Origin of the sequence: Pseudovibrio sp. FO-BEG1 (assembly GCF_000236645.1) — a bacterium.
In the GTDB taxonomy this organism is placed as follows: domain Bacteria; phylum Pseudomonadota; class Alphaproteobacteria; order Rhizobiales; family Stappiaceae; genus Pseudovibrio.
On the sequence record NC_016642.1, the window covers coordinates 1,067,526 to 1,084,746 of the forward strand.

The window sequence follows — 17,221 nt, forward strand, 5'->3', positions numbered from 1 at the left end:
ATTTTAGGAGGGGTTATAGCTTGGTTCAAGGTCAAGCAGCTTGTTGGTGACTTCTTTTCGGACACGATCACGTTGACGTTCCAAAGAGAACAACCGGTTTTGTGCAAGCAGCAAGTCAGCCCGTGCCAGATAGGAGTCTGTTCGTGCAGCGTCTGCAGCTTTGCGACACGCCTTTCCTTCTTTGCCTGACTTGCAGTCTTCACCGCGTGCTTCTTCTTCCAGCCGGTCGATGCGACGCTGGATTTCCCAAACGGATTCCTGAGCGTCGCTGGCAGCTTCATTGGCTGCATAAAGCTGATTACCCAGGGAATAGCCAACTTTGAAGCTCTCTTCAGTCGCAATTGGGCAGACGCTGCGGTAGCTCTTGCCTTCACGTCCCTGCTCAAAGCCGGAGATCGGCGTGCAGTAGCTTTGAAGCCCAATGGTACGACCCGCCATGTAAGCGCTTACGTCTGGCGTGACGCCATACTTGCTGCAAGCCTTGGTGTGCTCGTTCAGTTTGTCAGAGGTGTAGCCGGCGCGTCCATCAACGACCCCGATGCCCTGCCAATCCCCGATCTTGCAATCTTCTTCAGAAAGAGAGGCACACCCGCTCAGTGCCAACCCAAGTCCCACAACAGCTAAAACTACCCGCATCCCCAACATGCCTTCTAAACGGTCCATCCGATTGGGCAGTGCCCCGCACATCTGAATGGACAAAATTGGAATCTATGAAAACCCACATAGGAGACTTAACCTGAACGCTTGCTGAATACAAATGTTCGCGATATGTTCTCTTTATGGAATCATACAGCTCTCGATTCGAGAGACAACCCCTTTTCAGTAGGTATTGGATAGTCAGATGACAAAGACCATTGAGTTTAAAGGACGTTGTTTATGCGGCGCAGTCGTCTTTGAAGGCGAGGCACCAGACGAGCCAATCAGCACCTGTCATTGCAAGCAATGTCGGCAGTGGGGGAGTGGTCCGTTTGATGCTTACAGCCTGCCTCTGAAGAACCTGCAGTTCACTGCTGGGGAAGATGCCGTCAAGTACTACGAATCCTCTGATTTTGCCCGCCGCGGCTTCTGTTCAAAGTGCGGCTCAAACCTCTTCTGGCATGCAGACCGCTATCCACAATGGAAAGATCGCATCTCGATAGCAGTTGGTGCTTTGGAACAGCCAACTGGCTTGAGTGCAGGCAACCACATTTTCTGTGCTGCCAAGGCAGATTACTATGAAATTGAGGATGGTCGCCCGCAGTATGCCCATGAGGATTAAGGGGCAGATGTATCCATATCGGATTGTCTTGGCAGATATGCGAAATGTATGGGGGAAATAGGTATGTCTGATCTGAAGATCTATAAAGGGAAGTGCCTCTGTGGTGAGGTTTCATTCAAAGCAGAAGCGCCCAAAAAAGAGGTTGGTCTATGCCATTGCACCATGTGTCGCCGCTGGAACAGTGGCCCGTTCCATGCTCTGGCGATTCCATTTGATGCTTTGAAAGTTGAGAGCGGCGAAGAGAACATCTCCTATTACCGCTCATCTGATTATGCAAGGCGCGCCTTTTGCAGCAACTGTGGCAGCAGCCTGTTTTATCACGGAGACAAAATCCCCGAGATTGCTCATGAAGTTTACTTCAGCGCTGGGCTGCTGGAAGAACCGACAGGCCTGAAAATGGCAGGTCACATCTTCTGCGCCAGCAAAGGCGATTACTACGAAATAGAAGGAGACCTGCCTCAACACGAAACAGTCTAGTAAAACCGGTGCAAGGTGAGCGGCTGGATCAGAGCATGTCCCTAACAGGCTTTAGCTCCACCCGTTCTCCCACATATAGTCCAGTGCTTCACGATAGGTTGGGAACTTGAACTTGTATCCCAGAGCCCCTTTGAGCTTTGCATTGCTTGCACGCTTCACCTCGCCATAAAACGAGATTGCCATTGGTGAAAGGTCCGCATCTTCAAAAGCAATTGCTGGCGGTGGTTCAACGCCCATCAGACGGGCGGCATACTCCACCACATCTTCAGGCGGGCAAGGCGCATCATCAGAAACGTTGAAGATGCCCGATGCATTGTCCTCAAACGCATGCTGAACTGCACCGGCGATATCACTCACGTGAATGCGGTTAAAGACCTGACCTTCCTTGATAATCCGGCGCGCTTTGCCTTTGTCTAGATTGCACAGAGCGTTCTGCCCACGGCCATAGATACCCGCAAGGCGTAGAATGCTGACCGGGATGCCGCTTTCTTCAGAAAATGCAAGCCATTCCTTCTCCGCTTCAAGGCGCAGCTTGGAGCGTTTGGATGTCGGATTACACTCAGCTGTTTCTGTGACCCAGCGGCCCTCATGGTCGCCATAAACGCCAATGGTGGAAAGGTAGCAGATCGCTGTTGGCTTAGATTCTGCTACAGCATTTCGTGCTGCGTTCAGCAAAGGATCGCCATCATCGGTCGGGGCAGCTGAAACCAAAATGTGCGTTGCAGACGAAATCGCCTCTAACAGCTCATCACTTGCTGTTTCGCCATCAAAAAGGATCGGATGAATCCCTTTGGATTGCAGGTCCGCCATTTTTTCCTCGGTGCGGGTTGTCCCACCAATCCAGGAAAATTCCGTTCCGTACATTTTCACAAAATGGCGAGCTGAGTATCCAGCTCCCAAAATCAACAAGCGCATTCCAAGCCCCCCGGCATACGTCTACAGCTTCAGATAGTTCCTGCGCACTTCATAAAGCATCACAGCCGTTGCTACAGCCAAATTCATTGAATCGGCTTGCCCCGCCTGCGGAATTTTCACCAGATCAGAGCAAGTGTCGGCCAGCTTATCACTCAGGCCTGCTTGCTCATTGCCCATCATCAAAATGACGGGTTCTTTATATTCTACAGCACGATAGTCCTTTTCGCCGCGCAAGTGCGTACCAACCACAGGGCCCGGCCAGCTCTTGCGAAACTCAACGAACTCATCAGCAGTACACCGCACAATTGGCATGTGGAACAGAGAGCCCATCGTCGCACGTACGGTCTCAACAGCAAACGGATCAGTTGTATCGTCAATCAGGATAACGCCTGTTGCGCCAACTGCATCACCAGTGCGGATAATAGTACCCAGGTTACCCGGATCGCGCACACGGTCCAATGCAATCCATGTTGTCGCTGTTTTCGGGTCGATATCACTCAGCTTTAGTGTCTGCTGCTCATAAACGCCAACAACCATCTGCGGGTTGTCGCGGCGGGTGATAGCGCCAAGAACTGCAGTGTTGACCTCAAGGATCAAAGCACCCCGGGCTTTTGCTTTTGCAGCTGCCTCAAGCGCAATCTTGTTTTCGCGAGCTTCTGGCCCAAGCGCCAGATAACGTACGCCCCAACCAGCTTCCAGAGCGTCTGTCGCCAGTTTCAGACCTTCGGCAACAAACAGCCCGCTCTGCCGGCGCTGCTTCCGCTGTGCAACGAGACCTTTGATTTCCTTCACAATCGGATTGGAGTGTGAAGTGATCTGCTTAACAGCACCGGGACGTTGGTTTTGCTTGAATTCCATCAGTTATGCTCCCTCAGCCTTAGTATTGTCAGGTGCGCTCCACCGGCTGAAGAGGGAGGTTGAGAGCAATCGTGGTCCATTAAGTTCGCGAATAGCCAGCTCACCGGATTCAATCGTTCCCGGCAGACCATCAAGGCATTCGCGCATCAATTCATGAGAAGACAGGAAGCTGGCGCGAATGGCGTAGCTCGACATCAGCAGGAACTGTGCATTCGGTGACAGCAGCTTGCGCACACAAGCCAGCATGTGCGGCACATTCTCAAAGAAGTCCCAGACTTCACCATTCGGTCCGCGGCCATACTTTGGCGGGTCGAGGATAATGCCGTCATAGGTGTTCCCACGGCGCACTTCCCGTTCCACAAACTTCATAGCGTCATCGCAGATCCAGCGGATCGGCTTGTCTTCAAGGCCGGAAAGCTCTTGGTTTTCGCGAGCCCAGCCAATCGCCTTTTTGGAAGCGTCCACGTGAGTGACATGCGCGCCAAGAGCAGCAGGCAGCAGCGATGCCAGTCCAGTGTATCCAAACAGGTTGAGGATCTTCAGTTGGCGGTCAGCTTTCTTGATCTGCTGACCAACCCAATCCCAGTGGGCTGCCTGTTCAGGGAACACGCCAACATGGCGGAAAGACATGAACTGGCCGTTGAAGGTGGCCGGTCCGTACTTCATCTGCCAGATTTCATCGACTTGCTTGGCAAATTTCCAGCGACCAGGGCCTTCTTCTTCAACATCGCCGGTAAAGATCGCATCAGCGCGCTTCCATTCGCTCTCTGGCAGGCGTGGTGCGCCCATCGCCTGAGCTTCTGGGCGAATGACCGTGTAGCGACCATAACGCTCCAGCTTCTGACCATGCCCCATGTCCAGCAGTGCGTAGTCTTCCCAGCCCTTCATCTCCACCATCACCGGCAAGATGCTGGCAGGTGTCTCGAAGCGGGCAGAGGTCGGCTTGTGTTCGCGCACAATCGGCTCAACGGCAACAGGTGCTGGAGCTGAACGCGGTTGCTCACGTCGATTTGAACGGTTTGCAGCCGTGTTCTCTTTCTGGCCACCACGAGCGTCGCGGGCAGGGCGTGTGTCGCGTCCGTCTCGATGATCGCGTTTAGCGGCAAAGCTGCGCTTCGGACCATTGTCCTTCCGTGCACCGCCTTTTTTGGATTGCGCATTGCGGGCCCGTGGAGCGCCGCCTTTTGGTGATTTACTCAAGGATGTTGCCTTTGATTTTCTGCGCACAAACGCAAGGCAAGGCCTCACGCTGAATTCGTTTATTTAATGAAAAGGCATTAAGGCGATGACGCCCTCTGGTCAACGCTTTAGCGCAAAACAAGCTCTTTACCGTTAAGTGAGTATCCACAGCGGGGAAACTCCAGCATATCTCAGGACTGATAAAACGTCATTGTCTTCTGAAAAGAAGTTTTGAGCATCCATGACAATTTTAACACGAGAGGTACTTGTCTTTTCACTCGATTTAAGTCCAATCTACATGACGTGGAATGCAAAAGTGACCTTAAGGCGCGGAGCCTACCTAAAGGAAGCACTGAAAAGAACGAGGGGGCCAATCCATGGAAATGTCTGGAGAGCAGCAAATACCTGCGAGTCAGGAAAAGGTTTGGGAAGCTCTCAACGATCCTGAGTTGCTGAAAAAGTGTATCCCCGGTTGCGATAGTCTGGAAAAAACCTCTGACACCGAAATGACCGCAACGGTCACCGCTAAAGTCGGCCCGGTGAAAGCGAAGTTCAAAGGAGAAGTGACGCTCTCCGATCTGAACCCGCCAAACTCCTACAAGATCTCTGGTGAAGGCAAAGGCGGTGTTGCAGGTTTTGCGAAGGGCTCAGCAGATGTAACCCTCTCAGAGAGTGGGGATGGCACTCTTCTGAGTTATGAGGTTAATGCAAAGGTTGGCGGCAAACTTGCTCAGCTAGGAAACCGACTGATCGACTCAACAGCCAAGAAAATGGCGGAAGAGTTCTTCTCTAACCTGAACAGAGAACTTGGCGGGACACCTGCGGTGGACAAGGACGAGGCGCTTGAGTCCGTTGAACTGGATCAGGGCTTGATCGAAAAAGCAAAATCAATCGCCAACGAGCACGCCATTGAAGGATCAGTCGAAGCAATCGCCGATGCAGAGCACGCATTGGAAGATGCAGTTAAGGATGTTGAGGAGAAGGTTGAAGTTGCGGCGGGCAAAGGATTTTTAGGTGGTCCGCTGGGTTGGGGCCTGATCGCCCTTATTGTTTTACTTGGACTTTATTGGTTGCTTGGAACCTAAGAATTTGGCGGTCGTAATCAGTCGGGTGCGGAGAGGGCACTTGATTGATAAATGGCCCCGCCGAATATCAAGGCCTCTGGCCTAAATTACAACCAACTGCGTTGATAGGACGGGAGATCCTGATCAGGGCTGTTGGCTTCATAGTCTGCGGACGCGAAATGCAGGCTTTATTGAGGGAGGAAAACCATGACGACTGTCTCTATGACGGTGAATGGAAAGCAGATTTCTGGTGAGGTCGAAGACCGCACCCTTTTGTCTACATTTCTGCGCGAAAATCAGGGATTAACCGGAACACACGTTGGCTGTGACACCTCACAGTGCGGAGCTTGCCTTGTTCATATGGACGGCAAGGCAGTCAAATCCTGCAGCATGCTTGCTGTGCAGGCATCCGGTTCTGCTGTTACCACCATTGAAGGCATTTCCCAGAATGGCCAGCTGCACATCATGCAGAAAGCCTTTAAGGAAAATCACGGCCTTCAGTGCGGTTTCTGCACGCCTGGCATGATCATGTCCGCAATTGATATGGTCAATCGCCTCGGTACCGATCTGGACGAAAAAACAATCCGCCATGAGCTGGAGGGCAACATCTGTCGTTGCACCGGCTACCACAACATCGTCAAGGCAATCAAAGCCGCTGCTGACGAAATGGCGGAAGTCCTCGAAGCCGCAGAATAATCCAGAATTGACTGCTCTGTAGTCCGGCTTCGCCCTGTTTCAGGTGCGTTGGACGTCCGGGCTCTATGACAGTTGCTGAAGTTAACCTTCCGGGAGGGGATGGAAATGACAGCAGAAGGAATTGGCGCACGAGTGCTGCGCAAGGAAGACAAAAGATTTTTGACAGGAAATGGCCGCTACACGGATGACATGACCATGCCACGCATGGGCTACGCGGCTTTCGTTCGTTCAACTCATGCTCATGCTCGCATCACGTCCATCAACACGGATGAAGCGATGAAAATGCCGGGCGTTGATGCCGTCTTGAACGGCCATCAGCTGGTGGCAGACGGCATTGGCAACATCATCTGCGGATGGATGATCCATTCCAAAGACGGCTCTCCAATGAACATGGGCGCTTATCGTGCTCTGGAATCCGAAATTGTCCGCTATGTGGGGCAGGCCATTGCGGTAGTAGTCGCTGACACCCAGCAGCAGGCGCGTGATGCAGCTGATGCTGTTGTCGTGGAATACGAAGAGCTGCCAGTTGTCGTCGATAGCCTCGATGCACTGAAAGAAGGAGCGCCTCAGCTCCATCCAGAAGCAGCAGGCAACCTCATCTACGATTGGGAAATCGGTGAGGAAGCAGCAACCAACGAAGCATTCGCAAACGCTGCTCACATCACCAAGATGGATATCGACAACAACCGCCTCGTTCCAAACCCAATGGAACCGCGCGCGGCGCTTGCTCATTTCGATCCATCAGAAGAGCACTACACGCTCTACACTACATCTCAGAACCCGCATGTGGCCCGCTTGGTACTCTCAGCATTCTACAACGTAGCTCCTGAGAATAAACTGCGTGTGATTGCGCCGGATGTCGGCGGTGGTTTTGGCTCCAAGATCTTTATTTATCCGGAAGAGATCGCTTGTCTCTGGGCAACAAAGCGTGTTGGCCGTCCGGTGAAGTGGACCTCGGATCGCACAGAAGCATTCCTCACAGATGCTCACGGTCGTGATCACCACACCACTGCAGAGCTGGCGCTGGATGCGAACAACAAGATCACCGGTTTCCGTGTGAAGACAGTCGCCAACCTCGGCGCATACATGTCGTTGTTCTCATCTTCCGTTCCAACCTACTTGTACGCAACGCTGCTGTCGGGCCAGTACAACATTCCAAACATCTACGCGAATGTGAAAGCGGTCTACACCAACACCACTCCGGTGGATGCGTACCGCGGTGCAGGTCGTCCAGAAGCCACGTATGTGGTGGAACGCATGATGGAAACCGCTGCGAAAGAAGTTGGCATGGCGCCAGCAGAATTCCGCCGCATCAACTTCGTCCGCGAGTTCCCGCACCAGACACCTGTGATCATGGCCTATGATGCTGGTGACTACGAAGCTTCCCTCGATGCAGCCATGAAGGCTATCGATTATGATGGCTTTGCGCAACGTCGGGCTCAATCCGAAGCTGCTGGCAAGCTCCGTGGCATGGGCATGTCTTGCTACATTGAGGCATGCGGCATCGCACCGTCTCAGGCCGTTGGCTCACTCGGTGCTGGCGTTGGTCTTTGGGAATCCGCTGAGGTTCGCGTGAACGCTGTTGGAACCATTGAGGTTCTCACCGGATCACACAGCCACGGTCAGGGTCACGAAACCACCTTCGCACAGCTGGTTTCAGACCGCCTTGGTCTGCCAACGGAAAGCATCTCGATCGTGCATGGTGACACTGACAAGGTGCAGATGGGCATGGGCACATACGGCTCCCGCTCCGGAGCAGTTGGCATGTCCGCGATCGCCAAGGCCCTCGACAAAGTCGAAGCCAAAGCGAAGAAGATCGCAGCTCACCTGATGGAAGCCTCTGAAGGCGATATCGAGATTGAGGGCGGTGAACTCAAAGTCGCCGGAACGGATAAGAAGCTCACCTTCACCGAAGTGGCCCTCGCTGCTTACACAGCCCACAACCTGCCAGAAGGCATGGAGCCGGGCCTGAAGGAAGGCGCGTTCTACGATCCAACCAACTTCACATTCCCGGCAGGGTGTTACATCTGTGAGGTGGAAGTGGATCCGGATACCGGCGTTGTTTCCATCGAGAACTTCGTAGCAGCAGATGACTTCGGCACCATCATCAACCCGATGATCGTTGAAGGTCAGGTCCATGGTGGTCTGGTGCAGGGCATCGGTCAGGCCATGCTGGAGAACACTCAGTATGACGACCACGGCCAGCTGCTCACGGCATCTTACATGGACTACACCATGCCACGTGCAGATGATGTTCCATCCTTCAAGCTGGAAACCACAGTCACCGAATGCCCGGGCAATCCGCTCGGCATGAAAGGCTGCGGTGAAGCTGGCGCGATCGGATCACCACCTGCTGTCATCAATGCTGTAACGGACGCTCTTGGCATCCGCGACATGAATATGCCTGCCTCGCCAAACCGCGTCTGGCAACTTATTCAGGACAACGGCATGAAGCAGGCAGCGGAGTAAAACGGTGACACAGGCTGGCGCAAAACCGACATTGGATCACAAGTTCATCGCCATTGAACTCAACCAGCGAGCATGGGCTCTTCTTGAAAAAGAAGGCCGCTCGCCTGAGGAAAATGACGAGATGCTCCATGTCGCCCACGCCAGCCTCTGGCACTGGCTTCAGATTGGGACGAAGGTCAATCACCAACGCGGATTATGGCTCGTGGGTCGTGTCCATGTACTGCTCGGAAATCGTGAAGCAGCAATGCGTTACGCCCGGCAGACAATGGATATGACTGCAGCTCATCAGGACGACATGGCGGACTTCGACCATGCCTACGCCTCTGAGCTTCTGGCACGTGCCACTCTGCTCTCAGGTGAAGAAGGTGAAGCAGCAGCACTTTTCCGAAAAGCTGCACGTCTTGGCCAACTGATCCATGGTGAGCAGAACCGCAAGATTTTCTTCTCAGATCTGGAAGCCATTCCGTATCCGAAAGCCGAATTATCCGATTTAAACTCATAGCAACTCTGCCAAAGACCCCATTAGGGGATGGGAGGCTAAAAATGTACGAGACCAAATATCATCGCGCTTCGACTGTGTCGGATGCAGCGGCAATGCTGAAAAACGCAGATGACGGCAAACTGCTTTCTGGTGGTCAGACCTTGATCCCAACCATGAAGCAACGCCTTGCTGCACCAAGTGATTTGATCGATCTACGTCATATCGATGAAATCGCTGGCATTGTGAAACAGGCTGACGGTTCTATCCGCATCGGTGCTGCCACGTGCCACGCAGATGTGGCTGCCAACGAAGATGTCAAAGCCGCTCTTCCGGGACTGGCTGATCTGGCATGCACCATCGGTGATCCTCATGTACGTCACATGGGCACCATTGGCGGCTCCATTGCCAACAATGATCCTGCTGCGGATTATCCAGCGGCTCTGCTGGCACTCGGTGCAACCATCGAGACCAATAAGCGCGAGTTTTCTGCGGAAGACTTCTTCACCGGCATGTTCGAAACAGCGCTGGATGAAGATGAGATCGTGACTGCGGTTGTCTTCCCAACAGCATCCAACACCGCGTACGCCAAGTTCCCGAACCCCGCGTCCCGCTATGCGATGGCAGGCGTGTTCGTGGCAAAGACAAGTGCCGGTGCACGTGTTGCCGTGACCGGTGCTGGGCAGGATGGTGTGTTCCGCATGCAGGACATGGAAAAGGCACTGGATGGTAACTGGTCGGCAGATGCCGTTGCGGGTATGGCACCATCTGCTGATGATATGCTTTCAGACATCCACGGCACCGCTGCGTATCGCGCCAATCTGGTGACAGTTATGGCAAAACGCGCTGTTGCTGCATCCAGTTAAGCGTTTTGGGAGGAGGGGCCTTGTCCCTTCTCCTCACTTTTCCATTGTCATATAGCCAGCGTTTTGAGCGCGCTGGAATGTGATGGCCGCGTATCCGTGCACCTCGCCCAGATAGGCCAGCAATGCGGAGAGGAAGGTCGTTAGGCCGATCAGCTCAAAGCTTTCTTCCAGAATATAGAAGATCTTATAGCCAAGCGCGTCATAGCCTTCGCTGCCGGCAAATACGGCTCCCAGCATCTCAAAACCAATCGCGCCAGACAGATAGATACTGCCTGAAATCACAAACAGCAGAGCAAATCGCCGTGGCAATCGGGCGAGAAAACGTAGATAAATCAACCCGAGTGCGCCCACCAGAGCCACAGCAGGCAACACCCACGCAAAGTAGAGGGCACCGCTTAAATCGAATGCATTGCGCAGCGGATCAATGGTGACTTCATGGATCGCGATGTTCTCATCAACGGACATGTAGAGAAAACCAAGCGCCAATCCCATCCAGTAAAGCCAGTTCTGAGGCTTGGCAGAATGTCGCTCAATCACGCCAATAAGAGCCGTCAGTCCGGCAATGCACAGCATCACCATGGAAGAGAACCAGGCGCCGAGGTTGAGTTCTTCGTCCAGCGAGATGTGGCGGAGGTCTTTCAACGGCGTTTCAATGCCAATCGTATCAACAAACACCTGCTGCACGATGCCAAGCAGTATGATGAGGAACACCATGCCGTAGAGAACGACAGGCACTCTTTTCAAATTGACCGCAGGCATGTGCTTGATCCCCCAACGCTTCCCGATGCAACCAGCTAACTAAATCAGAGGATCTATAAAAAAGAGCTAAGAAAAATTGCCAGCATAAGAGGCGAGTAAATCCCCTCCACCGGCCACAAAAAAGGGCGCTCAAAGCGCCCCTTTCACGTTTCACATAAGAACGCGTTTATACGTGCTGACCGCCGTTGATATGTATTTCAGCGCCTGTCACGTAGGAAGATGGAGCCGAACACAAGAAGTAGATGGTATCAGCCACCTCAGCCGTGCTGCCCAGACGGCGCATCGGAATGGTCTCGACGATCTTCTCAGTGCCCGGTGACAGAATGGAGGTATCAATCTCGCCTGGTGCAATCGCGTTGACGCGAACGCCATGCGGACCAAAGTCAGCTGCCATTTCGCGTGTCAGGGAAGCAAGAGCTGCCTTGGAGGTCGCATAAGCGGTACCAGCGAACGGATGGACCCGGCTACCAGCAATGGAGGTGACGTTCACAACAGAACCTCTGGCCGCCTTCAATTCATCAAACAAACCACGAGCCAGCATAATTGGTGCAAAGAAGTTTACCTGAAACACATTTCGCCATGTTTGCATTGGCGTGGTCAGAGAATCGAGTCGCTGGCCTTCGTCATCCTTCGGGCTGATGCCGGCGTTGTTGACCAAGGCGTGCAACATGGAACCGTTGTCCTGAAGGCGTTCTTTAATCTGGGCAACTGCTTTTTCCAGATTTTCCGCGTCACCCAGGTCGACCTCAATATGGTCTTCCGGTCCGGATGGCCAGGGACACTTGTCAGAAAAGGGTTGTCTGGAACAGCTAATGACCCGATAACCCGCCGAAGAAAACTTTTTTACCGTTGCGTGGCCGATTCCGCGGCTCGCACCTGTCAAAACGATTGTCTTGCGGAGATCCTTCGTCGTTTGGTTGGTGTTCATAGGGGCTTTGCTCGTGATAGGACTGCAGGAAACTGGAGTATTATTCTCTAGTTTTAAGAGATCTACAGATTATATAATGCTTTGCAAGCGAAATTGGGAGCCCGAAAGCAACCAACAATGATCATTTGTCACTGCAACGTCATTAATGACAAACAAATAAAACAAGCTGCACGGGAGCTTTGTGAGAATCCGGAGGGCGGAGTCCCCACTCCGGGAGCGGTATTTCGTCACCTCGGGTACAGGCCAAAATGTGGTGGTTGCTTTAAAAGCATCATCGAAGTTGTATATGCTGAGGCTGAACAAGTTAAAGATGACTCTGGACAGTAACTTGGAATTATTCTAAAAAAGGTCAATACCTCAATTTGTCAAGGAGAGAGTGACATGAAGGGTGAACCTAAAGTACTGGAATATCTCAATAAGGCGCTCCGCCACGAGCTAACTGCAGTTAATCAATACTGGCTGCACTACCGTCTCCTTGAAGACTGGGGCTTCACAAAGCTTGCAAAGAAAGAACGCGAAGAGTCCATCGAAGAGATGGAACATGCTGACAAGCTGATCGAGCGCATCATCTTCCTCGAAGGTCATCCGAATCTGCAGACACTTGATCCGCTGCGCATCGGTCAGGACCTCAAGGAATGCCTTGAATGCGATCTGGCTGGCGAATACTCCGCACGTGCTCTGTACAAGGAAGCACGCGAAGTTTGTCGCGAAGAAGGCGACTACGTCACCATGAAACTCTTTGAAGACCTGATGGCAGACGAAGAAGGTCACATCGACTTCCTCGAAACCCAGCTGGAACTTCTGGAAAAGATCGGCGTCGAGCGCTACGGCCTGCTGCAGGCAACCCCTGCAAACGAAGGCGAATAAGCTTTACGCGCATAATTTTGAAAGGCCGGAGAGAGACGTGCTCTCCGGCTTTTTTTTATGGCGTATTCCCGAAAAGTAGGAACTGGTTTTCGGATAAGAGTAAGCGACTTACTCTACTTGCGCGGCTTCGCTCGGCGTGTCGCTTCTGCATCCAGCGGATTATCTGGCCACGGATGCTTCGGATACTGCCCCTTCATATCAGCCTTCACATCTGCCCATGATCCTTGCCAGAACCCCGGCAAATCCTTGGTGATCTGAATTGGCCGCTGGGCAGGGGAGAGCAGTTGCAACACCAACTGGATCTTTCCGCCGCAAATGCTCGGATGCTGAGCAAGTCCAAATAGCTCCTGTACCCGAACGGAAAGCATCGGCCCTTGTTCGCCATCATAATCAATGGGAATGCGTGATCCAGTTGGCACCACGAAGTGAGAAGGAGCCAGATTGTCCAGTTCAGTGCTCAACTCCCACGGAACAAGCGTGGACAGCGCATCACCCAGCGTGCTTGCATCCACCTGTGAGAGAGCAGTCTTGCCTGCCAAAAACGGTCGCAACCAGCCAAAATCAGCATCCAGCGCCTTATCACTCAGGTCCGGCCATTCTTTTCCTGCGGTTTCACGCAGATAGTTCACCCGCCCACGATAGCGTTGCTGATCCTTGCTCCATGGCAGACGAGCCGCGCCCTTGCGTGCAATCTGTTCAAGAAGAGCGTCGGTGATGGCTTCCGGGTCCGGATCAGAAATCTTCTTCTCGTCCAGCACCAACTTGCCGAGTACACGCTGTCGAACGGCCTTGATGACGCCATCAGGCATAAACTGAACGTGCTCTTTCTCGCGAATGTGCGAGCCAAAGCGGGCTTCCAGCTCCTTGAAGGAAAGCGGAGCGGCCAGCAGAATACGCGCGCGAGCAGCTGTACCGGTAACTTCCGCAATGCTGAGAAACTTCTCGGCATAGAGCGCTTCACTCTCTTCCAGTTGCGCACCCCGGCCATTGGCAAGACGGAAGCTGCCGCGGGCACCGCGTTGCTGTGCAATGCGATCCGGATAAGCAAGGCTGAGAACATCGCCTGCATCCTCAAAATTGGCGCGCTGAGAAGACTGCCCCCCAACCAGCTTCACCCAGCGCTTTGCCTGCGTGCGGGCTTCCTTACCTCGTTGGCTCTGGTCCTGCATCAACCGGCGCAAACGATCACGCAGGTCAGTTGATCGACCGCCCAGCCCATGTTCACCGATGATCACAGCGATCAGAGATGCAAGCTCCGCCTGATCTTCCTGTGCAGCTTGAACCAGCATATGCCCGAGGCGGGGATGCAATGGCAAACCAGCAAGATCACGCCCTGCTTTCGTCAGGCTACCGTCAGCATCCAGCGCATCCAGTTCTTCCAATAATTCCTTGGCTTCAGACCATGCTGCGGCAGGAGGCGGTGTCATGAACCTCAACTGCGCAGGATCAGCAACACCCCAGTTCGCCACATCCAGCACCAAGCCGGAGAGGTCACTCTCCAGTATCTCAGGCTTTTCAGCAGCAGGCAGCGCTTTGGTCTGAGCTTCTTCCCAAAGGCGATAGCAAATGCCCGGCTCAACGCGGCCCGCACGGCCCTTGCGTTGCTCAGCAGTTGCGCGGGAAACCTTCACAGTTTCAAGACGGGTCAGCCCAGTTTGCGGGTCATAGCGAGGGACGCGGGAAAGGCCGGAGTCGATAACAATGCGCACGCCTTCAATGGTCAAAGAGGTCTGGGCAATCGCCGTGGTCAACACCACTTTCCGGCGTCCTGCCTTAACTGGGCGAACGGCAAGATCCTGCGCTTTGCTATCCAGCGCGCCGTAAAGCGGAGCTATGTCCACATCAGCGCCAACGCGACCTTCCAACAAAGACTGCGTACGCTTGATCTCACCTTGTCCCGGCAAGAACACAAGGACGGAGCCTGTCTCTTCTGCAAGAGCTGACCGAACGGCCCGCGCGATCTGATCTTCCAGCCGGCCACGTAGATCGCGGCCAATGTAGTGGGTCTCAACCGGATACTGACGGCCTTCACTCTTCAGGATCGGCGCATCATCCAGCAGCTTGGAAACCTCTGCGGCATCCAGCGTTGCAGACATCGGGACGATGCGCAGGTCATCGCGCAATGCTTCTTGAACATCCAGAGCAAGCGCAAGGCCCAGATCACCATCCATGGAGCGCTCATGGTACTCATCGAATAGCACAGCAGCCACGCCGGAAAGCTCTGGGTCATCAAGGATCATGCGGGTGAAGACACCCTCGGTCACCACCTCAATGCGGGTCTTTGCAGAAACTTTGCTGTCCATGCGCACGCGATAACCAACGGTCTCGCCAACGCTCTCACCAAGCGTATGGGCCATGCGCCGAGCAGCGGCTCGGGCAGCAAGGCGGCGTGGTTCCAGCACGATGATCTTGCCGTCTTCCCGCCAGAGCGCATCCAGCAGAGCCAGAGGCACGCGCGTTGTTTTACCCGCACCCGGCTCAGCAACCAGCACCGCATTGGTGTTTTGCTCAAGAGCTGTGAGCAGATCTGGCAGGATCGCTTCGATTGGCAAAGAGGAAGACGTCATGGGCTCCGCAAAATGTAGGCGTCAAAAAAGTTGAAGCAGCTCGCCAGACCTTAATCTATGCAAAGCTGCTTCTAGTCAAATTGGAATTTTGGCCCGGACCTATTCCGCGATCTTGGTGTCCTTGCGGTGCCAGCTGCGGCCCGTCAGGTCCACCAGATACTCATCAGGCGCACGGGTATAAGCCGCAAGGCCTTCAAGGGCTGGGCTCTTATGCGTGATGATGTAAGTCGGAATGGACTTCATGATGCCTTCATGCGGTGCCTTGGCTTCAAAAGCAGCCCGGAATTCACCACCGTGCAGCCAATGCGAGATCTTCGGCGGAATGCCGCCAGCCAGATACACACCACCGCGCGCCAGATTGGTGATAGCAAAGTCACCAGCCACACGGCCAAGTGCAGCACAGAACAGCCGCAACACCTTCTGCGCAACCTCATCCCCGTCCTCTGCTGCCATAGGCACATCAGATGGCTTCTCGTAGGCGCGGTGTACACCGTCGGCCTGCAGAACGGCTTTGGCAAGGCGAACCAGTCCAGCGCCACAAACAACCTGCTCAGCGCCAACACGGCCACCAATGCGCTCGATATACGGCCAGATGCGATACTCTTCTTCGCTCAGCGGTCCAAGTTCCACATGGCCGCCTTCGCCCGGAACCGGAATCCACTTGCCGCAAGACCGGATCATCGCACCAGCGCCCAGCCCGGTGCCCGGCCCAACAACAAACTTGGTCGCATTCTGGACAGCTTCACCGCCGCCCACCTGATCAACATCCATTGGTGAGAGGGAAGGCAAAGCGAGCGCCTGTGCTTCAAAGTCATTGAGAATAACAACCTGCTCCAGCCCGAGCTCTTTAATAAGAGCAGGTGGCTCAATCACCCAGCTGGCGTTGGTCAACGCAATCCGGTCGCTGGAAACAGGAGCCGCAACAGCCAGAACGGCAGAGCGTGGAGCAGCATAACCTTGGTCCAGAACACCGGCACGAATAGCATCCTGAATGGTCGCATGCGTTTTCGTCCCTTCCTGACCACAAAGTTTGGTCGGCTCATTAGGGCCTTCGATCAGCGCAAAGCGGGCATTCGTGCCGCCGATGTCAGCGACAAGGACCGGATAGGGTAGGTTTCTTGTAAGCGGAGCAGAGTGCAGCATTTATTGGTGTGACTTTATTATTGGCTGGAAATTTCTGGTGTCTGGGAAGAGGTAGAGAGCCCCGCAAGACGTGCAGAACGCAAAATAATGTCTGCAGTGCTGCGGTTCAGAGCCATCGGAATATCATAGACAAGCGCCAGACGCATCAGTGCCTTCACGTCCACATCATGCGGCATAGGGGAGAGCGGGTCGACGAAGAAGAACAGACCATCCAGCGCACGCTCGGCAATCATCGCACCAATCTGCTGGTCACCACCAAGCGGACCACTTTTCATGCGTTCTACATCCAGAGAAGGGCATGCATCCTGAATACGGCCACCCGTTGTACCCGTCGCAAAAAGCTTATAGTCCGCCAGTTTGCTTTCATGCTGTTTGGCAAACGCGACCATTTCATCTTTTTTGGCATCGTGGGCGATTAGGGCGAGAGTTCTACGCTCAGTCATTTTGGCTCCGTCAACACGTCGCTGGAGCGTATCCCGTAGGTGGATCCGTTAATTCGGACTGGGACACGCACAAACAAAAGCTCAGAGCTTGCCTGAAAATGTACGTGGCATGCTCTAAGCCTCTTGGGATTACTTATCCTTTAGCGCGTCTTGACAGGGTTTGAAAGAGACAACTTGCGCCGTTTGTGCCTGTTATTTGAGCGGCGACAAACGGCAGCAGGTCATGCACAGGTTTCCGAAACCTTTTGGAGCCT

The 17,221-nt window shown here is 53.8% G+C and carries 18 protein-coding genes; 9 read left to right on the forward strand and 9 right to left on the reverse strand.

Translation table 11 applies throughout. The annotated features are described in order from the left end of the window. Positions 1 to 3: 3 nt before the first annotated feature. Positions 4 to 636 (reverse strand): DUF2799 domain-containing protein, encoded by a 633-nt coding sequence (locus PSE_RS04965; protein WP_041768884.1) that lies wholly within the window; start codon positions 634 to 636, stop codon positions 4 to 6. A 205-nt stretch (positions 637 to 841) separates the two neighbouring features. On the opposite strand from PSE_RS04965, the gene PSE_RS04970 reads away from it, so the two are divergent. Next, a complete protein-coding gene (locus tag PSE_RS04970; protein ID WP_014283854.1) occupies positions 842 to 1,258 on the forward strand; it encodes a GFA family protein in 417 nt (138 codons plus the stop codon). 63 nt (positions 1,259 to 1,321) lie between these two features. Then, positions 1,322 to 1,735, forward strand: a complete 414-nt coding sequence (locus tag PSE_RS04975; protein ID WP_014283855.1) for a GFA family protein — start codon at positions 1,322 to 1,324, stop codon at positions 1,733 to 1,735. 51 nt (positions 1,736 to 1,786) lie between these two features. On the opposite strand, the gene PSE_RS04980 is transcribed toward PSE_RS04975, so the two are convergent. From PSE_RS04980 to PSE_RS27155, 3 genes are read right to left on the reverse strand one after another with little or no spacing between them, the layout of a single operon-like run. Next, on the reverse strand, positions 1,787 to 2,650 hold the full coding sequence (locus tag PSE_RS04980; protein ID WP_014283856.1) for an SDR family oxidoreductase: 864 nt from the start codon (positions 2,648 to 2,650) through the stop codon (positions 1,787 to 1,789). A 21-nt stretch (positions 2,651 to 2,671) separates the two neighbouring features. Beyond that, complete coding sequence (locus PSE_RS27150) at positions 2,672 to 3,508, reverse strand: RNA methyltransferase (protein ID WP_014283857.1); 837 nt, start codon at positions 3,506 to 3,508, stop codon at positions 2,672 to 2,674. A gap of 3 nt (positions 3,509 to 3,511) precedes the next feature. Further along, a complete protein-coding gene (locus tag PSE_RS27155; protein ID WP_371260845.1) occupies positions 3,512 to 4,708 on the reverse strand; it encodes a class I SAM-dependent methyltransferase in 1,197 nt (398 codons plus the stop codon). Positions 4,709 to 5,064: 356 nt separating this feature from the next. Between PSE_RS27155 and PSE_RS04995 the strand changes: the two genes are divergently transcribed. The 5 genes from PSE_RS04995 to PSE_RS05015 all read left to right on the forward strand — a co-directional run bounded on the left by PSE_RS04995 (position 5,065) and on the right by PSE_RS05015 (position 10,260). Next, positions 5,065 to 5,772 carry a carbon monoxide dehydrogenase subunit G gene (locus tag PSE_RS04995; RefSeq protein ID WP_014283859.1) on the forward strand — a complete coding sequence of 236 codons (708 nt, stop codon included), beginning with the start codon at positions 5,065 to 5,067 and terminating at the stop codon, positions 5,770 to 5,772. 186 nt (positions 5,773 to 5,958) lie between these two features. After that, positions 5,959 to 6,447, forward strand: a complete 489-nt coding sequence (locus PSE_RS05000) for a (2Fe-2S)-binding protein (protein WP_008552435.1) — start codon at positions 5,959 to 5,961, stop codon at positions 6,445 to 6,447. Between the two features lie 105 nt (positions 6,448 to 6,552). Further along, positions 6,553 to 8,916: a xanthine dehydrogenase family protein molybdopterin-binding subunit gene (locus PSE_RS05005; protein WP_041768001.1), complete on the forward strand. Its 2,364-nt coding sequence runs from the start codon at positions 6,553 to 6,555 to the stop codon at positions 8,914 to 8,916. Between the two features lie 4 nt (positions 8,917 to 8,920). Continuing rightward, positions 8,921 to 9,418 carry a hypothetical protein gene (locus tag PSE_RS05010; RefSeq protein ID WP_014283862.1) on the forward strand — a complete coding sequence of 166 codons (498 nt, stop codon included), beginning with the start codon at positions 8,921 to 8,923 and terminating at the stop codon, positions 9,416 to 9,418. 41 nt (positions 9,419 to 9,459) lie between these two features. Beyond that, complete coding sequence (locus PSE_RS05015) at positions 9,460 to 10,260, forward strand: xanthine dehydrogenase family protein subunit M (protein WP_041768003.1); 801 nt, start codon at positions 9,460 to 9,462, stop codon at positions 10,258 to 10,260. 33 nt (positions 10,261 to 10,293) lie between these two features. Here PSE_RS05015 and PSE_RS05020 read toward each other — a convergent pair whose 3' ends face one another. Beyond that, positions 10,294 to 11,019 carry a hypothetical protein gene (locus PSE_RS05020; RefSeq protein ID WP_208998089.1) on the reverse strand — a complete coding sequence of 242 codons (726 nt, stop codon included), beginning with the start codon at positions 11,017 to 11,019 and terminating at the stop codon, positions 10,294 to 10,296. Positions 11,020 to 11,185: 166 nt separating this feature from the next. Further along, the gene (locus PSE_RS05025; RefSeq protein WP_014283865.1) at positions 11,186 to 11,947 is read right to left on the reverse strand and encodes an SDR family NAD(P)-dependent oxidoreductase; all 762 of its coding nucleotides are present in this window, start codon (positions 11,945 to 11,947) and stop codon (positions 11,186 to 11,188) included. A 117-nt stretch (positions 11,948 to 12,064) separates the two neighbouring features. Between PSE_RS05025 and PSE_RS26905 the strand changes: the two genes are divergently transcribed. Both PSE_RS26905 and bfr read left to right on the forward strand, forming a co-directional pair. After that, positions 12,065 to 12,274 (forward strand): bacterioferritin-associated ferredoxin, encoded by a 210-nt coding sequence (locus PSE_RS26905; protein ID WP_063286750.1) that lies wholly within the window; start codon positions 12,065 to 12,067, stop codon positions 12,272 to 12,274. A gap of 54 nt (positions 12,275 to 12,328) precedes the next feature. After that, positions 12,329 to 12,814 carry a bacterioferritin gene (gene bfr, locus PSE_RS05030; protein WP_008552486.1) on the forward strand — a complete coding sequence of 162 codons (486 nt, stop codon included), beginning with the start codon at positions 12,329 to 12,331 and terminating at the stop codon, positions 12,812 to 12,814. A gap of 113 nt (positions 12,815 to 12,927) precedes the next feature. Here the strand turns inward: bfr and hrpB are convergent, their stop codons facing one another. From hrpB to PSE_RS05045, 3 genes are all read right to left on the reverse strand, one after another. Further along, on the reverse strand, positions 12,928 to 15,381 hold the full coding sequence (hrpB, locus tag PSE_RS05035; RefSeq protein WP_014283866.1) for an ATP-dependent helicase HrpB: 2,454 nt from the start codon (positions 15,379 to 15,381) through the stop codon (positions 12,928 to 12,930). Between the two features lie 99 nt (positions 15,382 to 15,480). Next, positions 15,481 to 16,524 (reverse strand): glucokinase, encoded by a 1,044-nt coding sequence (gene glk / locus PSE_RS05040; RefSeq protein ID WP_014283867.1) that lies wholly within the window; start codon positions 16,522 to 16,524, stop codon positions 15,481 to 15,483. Positions 16,525 to 16,541: 17 nt separating this feature from the next. Then, positions 16,542 to 16,967, reverse strand: a complete 426-nt coding sequence (locus tag PSE_RS05045) for a methylglyoxal synthase (protein ID WP_008552320.1) — start codon at positions 16,965 to 16,967, stop codon at positions 16,542 to 16,544. Between the last annotated feature and the right edge of the window lie 254 nt (positions 16,968 to 17,221).

Excerpts from the sequence above, each read along its gene's own strand:
- PSE_RS26905 (WP_063286750.1), top strand. The coding sequence starts at position 12,065 with ATGATCATTTGTCACTGCAACGTCATTAATGACAAACAAATAAAACAA.
- PSE_RS05005 (WP_041768001.1), top strand. The coding sequence starts at position 6,553 with ATGACAGCAGAAGGAATTGGCGCACGAGTGCTGCGCAAGGAAGACAAA.
- PSE_RS05015 (WP_041768003.1), top strand. The coding sequence starts at position 9,460 with ATGTACGAGACCAAATATCATCGCGCTTCGACTGTGTCGGATGCAGCG.
- PSE_RS04995 (WP_014283859.1), top strand. The coding sequence starts at position 5,065 with ATGGAAATGTCTGGAGAGCAGCAAATACCTGCGAGTCAGGAAAAGGTT.
- bfr (WP_008552486.1), top strand. The coding sequence starts at position 12,329 with ATGAAGGGTGAACCTAAAGTACTGGAATATCTCAATAAGGCGCTCCGC.
- PSE_RS05000 (WP_008552435.1), top strand. The coding sequence starts at position 5,959 with ATGACGACTGTCTCTATGACGGTGAATGGAAAGCAGATTTCTGGTGAG.
- glk (WP_014283867.1), bottom strand. The coding sequence starts at position 16,524 with ATGCTGCACTCTGCTCCGCTTACAAGAAACCTACCCTATCCGGTCCTT.
- hrpB (WP_014283866.1), bottom strand. The coding sequence starts at position 15,381 with ATGACGTCTTCCTCTTTGCCAATCGAAGCGATCCTGCCAGATCTGCTC.
- PSE_RS04980 (WP_014283856.1), bottom strand. The coding sequence starts at position 2,650 with ATGCGCTTGTTGATTTTGGGAGCTGGATACTCAGCTCGCCATTTTGTG.
- PSE_RS04975 (WP_014283855.1), top strand. The coding sequence starts at position 1,322 with ATGTCTGATCTGAAGATCTATAAAGGGAAGTGCCTCTGTGGTGAGGTT.
- PSE_RS04970 (WP_014283854.1), top strand. The coding sequence starts at position 842 with ATGACAAAGACCATTGAGTTTAAAGGACGTTGTTTATGCGGCGCAGTC.
- PSE_RS27150 (WP_014283857.1), bottom strand. The coding sequence starts at position 3,508 with ATGGAATTCAAGCAAAACCAACGTCCCGGTGCTGTTAAGCAGATCACT.
- PSE_RS04965 (WP_041768884.1), bottom strand. The coding sequence starts at position 636 with ATGCGGGTAGTTTTAGCTGTTGTGGGACTTGGGTTGGCACTGAGCGGG.
- PSE_RS05025 (WP_014283865.1), bottom strand. The coding sequence starts at position 11,947 with ATGAACACCAACCAAACGACGAAGGATCTCCGCAAGACAATCGTTTTG.
- PSE_RS05045 (WP_008552320.1), bottom strand. The coding sequence starts at position 16,967 with ATGACTGAGCGTAGAACTCTCGCCCTAATCGCCCACGATGCCAAAAAA.
- PSE_RS05020 (WP_208998089.1), bottom strand. The coding sequence starts at position 11,019 with ATGCCTGCGGTCAATTTGAAAAGAGTGCCTGTCGTTCTCTACGGCATG.